At 37.1% G+C, this 6,604-nt stretch carries 1 protein-coding gene; it reads left to right on the forward strand.

Annotated features, from left to right (window positions below; translation table 11 throughout):
- The first annotated feature begins 208 nt into the window (after positions 1-208).
- A complete protein-coding gene (locus AB1414_13290) occupies positions 209-5,938 on the forward strand; it encodes a hypothetical protein (GenBank protein ID MEW6608398.1) in 5,730 nt (1,909 codons plus the stop codon).
- The last annotated feature ends 666 nt before the right edge of the window (positions 5,939-6,604 follow it).

The following is a 6,604-nucleotide window of genomic DNA, read 5'->3' on the forward strand; positions in this document are numbered from 1 at the left end:
GTTTGTGTCATAAGTTTGTCCTCCTTATTTTAGTTAGTTAATACTTTTTGTATAGTATACCATAAAATCTTTCGCAGGTCAAACTTGACACTTTATCATATCATCTCTGCGGTGAACAGTTACCTTTGTATGCTATATCTGTTTTTTGGTGAATAACTCAAATTTCTTTGATTGACAATTAGAAATAATTATGGTATAAATAATATTGATGAGATATATTATTTTAATAGGATTTTTAATCCTAACTTATAATCTCAGCGAGGCTTATATCCCGCAAGTAGGAACAGTAACACTTTTTGAAGATGATAACGGCCAAACTACTACTTCTACTTCACAAATGACTCCAAATGATGAAATGACACTTTTGGTCCAGTTCTTTGATGAATCTGATGTTATCTATGGAGTTAATTTCTATATCTGGGATGGAACAACAAATTCAGAAAAAGGAACAGATACCCCAATTGACCACGCTACTTATCAATGGAGTAAAAATGACGGCTGGAAATTAGTTGGTCCATTAAGTTCTACCTGGACTATTGATAAAGATAATTGTAAAATTGCTACTTCTACTAGCGGAACAGGAACTTTGAAATTAGTTTTTACTCCAGGCAAAATAGCAAGGTATCAACAAAATTCTGATTGGAAGATTAAAGTGGTCGTATGTTATACAAACCAATCCCAGGATGTATCCTGTGAAATAAATATTAGTAACGCCTATTACAGCGAGATAAACATTGATAGCCAGGATGCCTTTTTTACCTCTTCTTTTGCCGATACAAATGATAATCCGCTTACTTTTCCTATTAATCTCAATATTATTTCCAACAACAACTATATCTTACAGATTAAGGCAGAGGATTTTATTGGTGAAAATGGTGGCACTATATCCTTGCCTGGCCCGTTAGGTTATGCCTTAACCAATACGAGTAGTCTTCAGAATACCGTCACGCCTACTTATCAAACTATAGACACTTATCCCGCTACTTCAGAACAAGGGGCAACACAAACCCTATACCTATGGTTAGATTATCCGGTGGGACAATCCCCTGGAACTTACAATAGCCAGTTGTATTTATCTACTTCCGACACGCAAACAACCATATCTCTACACGGCTGTATTTTAACCCCGTCTGAAAAGCATTTAGTCCTTCTTTTGGCACCTCAATTTGCGGTTGCGGGGAGTGTCTCAGAGGTATTTAGACTCGAGCGACGGGATGAATTTAATAATCCTATAACTCAAGATTCACTATACATTACTCCATATTCTACTCCAGAGCATCCTTATGAATTTCGATTAACCCCAGAAGGAGGTTCTGTACCCACTCTTACAATACCTGACGGCACCAGTACGATAGACTTTTATTATTATGATGAAAACCCTGGTACCTGGACAATCAAATTTGCTGTTATCAATATCAGAAGTACTCAAACTACCATTAGAATAGTAGAAAATCCTCCATTACTACAAGAAATAAACAATTCTGTTTTTCCTGATGTAGTTACTCAAGGAGAAAAAAATGTGAGTTTTCAAGTAGCAATTATGAATTTAAGTAATATCGGTGTTTCCCTATCTCCTCTATCTACTATTTCCTTTGGTGACGGAGCAAATACATTTACAACTACCTTAACAACCATAATCTATATCCCGGGACATGAAAATGCTATTTTGTCTTTTAACCCATTAGATATCCCGACAAATTTAGTTTCTATGATTTATTCACCTGCCTTATCTTTAAAAGGCACGGATACCAATTCTCAAACCTACTCCCAAATTTTATCTGGTGGAAATAAAGTCAAGGTTTCTCCACCTTATGTTACTTTTATTGCCGAAAATATACCAACCGAGATTAAAAATCCAGGACAGCGTTCTCTTGAAATTTTAAAGATAAAATCAGAGAATTCCTACACAGCCACGAAAACAATTACTGCCATTAAATTAACTAATACCACTCAGGGTTTAGGTTCACAATCTGAATTAGATTCACAAATCGAAAGATTGTATTTGTATCATAACACTACCCTGGTGGGGACGACTACATTTACTTCAGGCATAGCCATATTCAATAGTCTTAATATTCCAATTCCACCTGATTATGGCACAACGACCCTGCTGGTTACTTATGACCTCTCATCTGACTCTGCAAAAGACCAGGATATAATAGATGTCGCACTGGTAGATGTAACCTTTGCTATGACCACGACTGTCAATGGCGATTTTCCTTTAAATTCCTATGGACATCATCTCGTAAATGGGATGGTTGCCGACCAGATAAAGATTTATGATGTCCTGCCAGATAGTTTTAAATCAGGTGAATTGAATAATTTGGTTCTGAATGTAACTATTCCTCCCAATGGTTATGCGACTGATACCTTGAAGGCTTTAAGTATTGAAAATGCTGGCACGGCTAAATATGAAGATGTTGTTTTTAAATTCTGGCTCGATAATGGAGATGGGATATTTGGCACGATAAGTGATATTTGTCTGGGAACAATGAATTTTACCGGGGCAATGTGGCATAGAACTGGCTTGAATCAATCCATTGGCACAACTGGTTTAAAGGTGTTTGTCACGGTAGATATTACTGAAATTGCTGATGAAGGAAAAACAATAAAAATAAAAATCCCAATAAAAGGTATCGAAGTCCTGTCAGAAAATGATGGTCCAATAGATAACCCTATCACTAATTATTACTCACAACAGATTAAAGTCCATAATAAAGTTATATTTGAGGCATTGGATTTATTAAAAGAAAAGGTATATCCAGGAACTAAAGAACTTGAGATTTTAAATTTATCAGTAACCAATTATTATTCACAAACCCAAACCTTAACCTCGTTGATAATGACTAATAGTAGTCTGGGCACAGGAAGTTTAAATCAAATTGATTCGCAGGTGGACATTCTTTATCTTTATCAAGGAACAGCCAATATTGGTGTGGCGAACTATAAAAATAGCCGGGCTGTGTTTTCAGGGCTAAACCTTGATATTAGCCCGTATGAAACAAGATATATTAAGGTCCGATATAATCTTTCGCTCCAGAATGCCAGAGATGATAATATCATTGATTGTCATATTGCAGGTTCAACTGATATTGGTTTTAAATCCGCAACGATAACTATTGGTGGAATATTTCCGTTAGACTCTTTTGGATTTCATAAAATAGATGGTCTGGTCAGTAGCCAGATTATTAATTATGGTGCTCAATCTTTGACTGTGGCGACCGGGACAACAGATTTAGTTGTCCTGGATGTGTTTATTCCGGGTAATGGGTATGCGGATGATGTCTTGACGAAAATAAGGATTAAAAATGGTGGCACGGCAAAAGATTCAAGAGATATAAAAATGGTTAAAGTATGTGATGGTCAAAATACATATACTACTACCTGGAAACAGGAATATTGGGAATGGACAGGAACTATTAGTGTTCCCAGAAGAATATATATTCTAACAGATATTGCTGATAACCCGGGAAATACAATTATGATGAAAATTCCGGTTAACGGCTTAGAATTTCTATCAGATAATGACGGACCAATAGATTCTGAAGTCATCAATCCATATCTCCAGATTATCTCTGCGGGGCTATTATCTTCATTAAAATTAACCTCACAAAAGGTTACGGTAGCCAGCACTTTCACGGTCAAGATGAGCATTACCGCAAATGAGGATGTTTATAATGTTACGCCAACCCTGCTTGTGCTTGAGGGTTCTGGAAGTGCGACTTTAATCAGTGTCCCGCAGGCTATTTCTACCCTTACTGCGGGTTCTTTTCACGAATTTATCTGGGGCTACAAAGCCTCTCATATCCCGGGCACACTTACCTTTAGCGGCTATGCAACATCGACAACCCTTTCCTCTATCAATACCTGTTCCGAGATTCTTTATATTCAGGAGATACCTACAAAGTTAGTCATTCGACATATCCCAAATATGCCTTTTGAGGTAAATAAAGGACAGCAGGATGTGATTCCAATGAATATTATCTTTCAAAACACTGGAACTCCAACCTTGACCGGAGATATAAAAATTGGAACATTGACCTTTGATGTAGGCACAATACCAGGTCGGGCAATAGCCAGAATGATGATTAGTCAATCTGGGATTATCTATGGAAGCAAAACCAATCTTGAGATATCAGGAACAATCACTGTTTTACCATTAACAACACCAGTTAGTATTCCACCGGCTCAAAATGTAGCCGTAAATTTAATTATTGATATTCCAACTTCATCCACAACTAATAGATTTCAAATAGGTTTGATTCATATTGATGCGAATTCTAATGTTATTGAAGCCGCATTTCCCCTTAGTTCAGGCTGGACAAATATCAAAACCCAATCACCGGGCATAAAGGTAAATTTCAAGAATGAAAATGTTCCAAAGTTTGCCAATAAAGGACAAAGCAATGTCTGTGCGGGACAGATTGAATTTAAAAATGAAGGAGAAAATGCCAGTGATGTCAAGGTGACCCAACTTATTCTCAATGGAACTATCAGCCCAATATCTAATGTCCGGGTAAAAGATGAGGATATTATCTATGGTGAGGTTGCGGTTGCGGGAAATCCTGTTACCATTTTTTTCTCGCCAGTTATTACCTTGAATGCCAATATCCCTAAAATAGTGGATATAGTGGTCGATATAATTGAAAATCCATTATCTACGGAATTTCAAATCGGTTCTATCACCATTTTTGCCAGGGATTCAAATACTGGGGAGGATGTGCCAGTGAACTTTGGTAGTGTCACAACATCTTCGATTAAATTACAGGATTTGGCACAGCAGATTATTGTTTTTGCAACCTCCACTATCCCAACCAAAGTCTATCAAAATCAAACAGACATCAATGCCTTTGAATTAACCATAACTAATCCAGGGACGATAAACAGTGCCTGTATCTTATTAAAAGAGTTAAAATTATCCATACCTGAAGTTGTAAGTAAGATAATAGTTGAAGGCTTTGGAACATATTCTGGAATCCAAAATTTAACACTTTCGGCAACAATTACTCCACAGGCGACGAGGACGATTAATTTAAAAATAAACATTGGTGGAAATTTAGGTGAGTTTAGATTAGATTTGCTCGATTTAAAATTCGTTGATGCCAATGATTTTCACACAATTACATATACTTTTGGCTCTATTTCTGTTTTATTCCAGGTTAAAGAAAAACCTGTTGGGCTTTCAGTTTCATCTCAAACTCATATCCCGGTAAATGTGGTAAAAGGAAATAAAGATGTTCACGCTCTAACGCTTATTTTTAATAATCAAGGTGGAACAAATACAGATGAAATTAAGATAGGCACGATAACTCTAAGTTTAGCAGATAGATTTAATAATCCAATTCTGCCTGCGGCTGTTTTATCCAGATTAATTTTATCTTATGATGGCACCCAAACGGAGAAGACCGATATGAGTGGTTTAAAGGTAATGGTAAATTTAGTGCCTATTTTGAAGGTAGCGGTTGCTGATTCAAAAACGGTCGAGGTAAAAATAGATATATCAGATTTTGCCACAACGGGTAATTTTAAGGTTGGAGTAGAGGATATTGAGGCGGTGGATAATTGGGATAATCCAATAGCCGTTTTGGGTGTTTTCCCGCTCTGGTCTGAGCAAACGACTATTTTTGAACCAGCCATTGAACAATCGTTTACCAACTACCCCAATCCTTTTGCCGCTGGTAAAGAATCCACAACGATTGCTTATTACTTACCGCAAGATGGGTATGTCACGATTAAAATTTATACAGTGATTGGGGATTTAGTCAGGATTTTATTGCAGGATAATTTTAAGGCACACGGGATGAATGAAGTCCAATGGGACGGTCGAAATGGGGTAGGGGAGGTTGTGTTAAATGGGGTTTATTTCTGCCAGATTAATGTCCATTATGTCAGGGGTGGCTCGGATAAAAAGGTGCGGAAAATAGCAGTTGTCAGGTAAATTGAAGGAAAATGTCTTTTAATGGCAAATAAGTCCATATCTCATTCCTTCAGATGACTGAGCTATTACAATTAGTAACCGTTCAGGATATAGCCACAGAGTTACAGTAAAGGTTCGCACTACATATGGGATGTCAGAAGTTAATTTGTGTCCATTTGTGGCTAATTCCCTTAATTCTCTGTGAACTCTGTGCCTCTGTGGCTGAACGCTTACTACAATTAATTCAAAAATTTGTAAGGGTTCAGGTAGGATAAAAATAAGGAGAAAGGGAGAAGATGGAGAAGTGGAGAAAAGAAGAGTTAAGTGATAGGATTATTAATGTCTGTATTAATGTCCATCAAAAGTTAGTGTCGTGTTGAACAAATAACGCACGGAATTTGATTCTGGTAACTGGTGATTGGTAACTGGTAATTAAATACCGTTCGGCTGAGCTCAGGACGAAACTATTTAACCAATTACCAGTTACCAATTATCCGTTTGCAGGTTACGAAACCTGATGATGCCCCGTGCAAAACTTACTCAACACGACACCAGGATTAATGTCCGAAGGGTGGAGCAAGAAAAAGTTTGAGCCATTTCTCCAATTCTCCCTTTTCCCCATTTCTCCTTGTTTACACTTCTAATGTATAGCCCTGAACGGTTACAAATTCTGTAAGTAACCCCAAG

Source organism: bacterium (assembly GCA_040755795.1).
Classification (GTDB): Bacteria; UBA9089; CG2-30-40-21; order CG2-30-40-21; family SBAY01; genus JBFLXS01.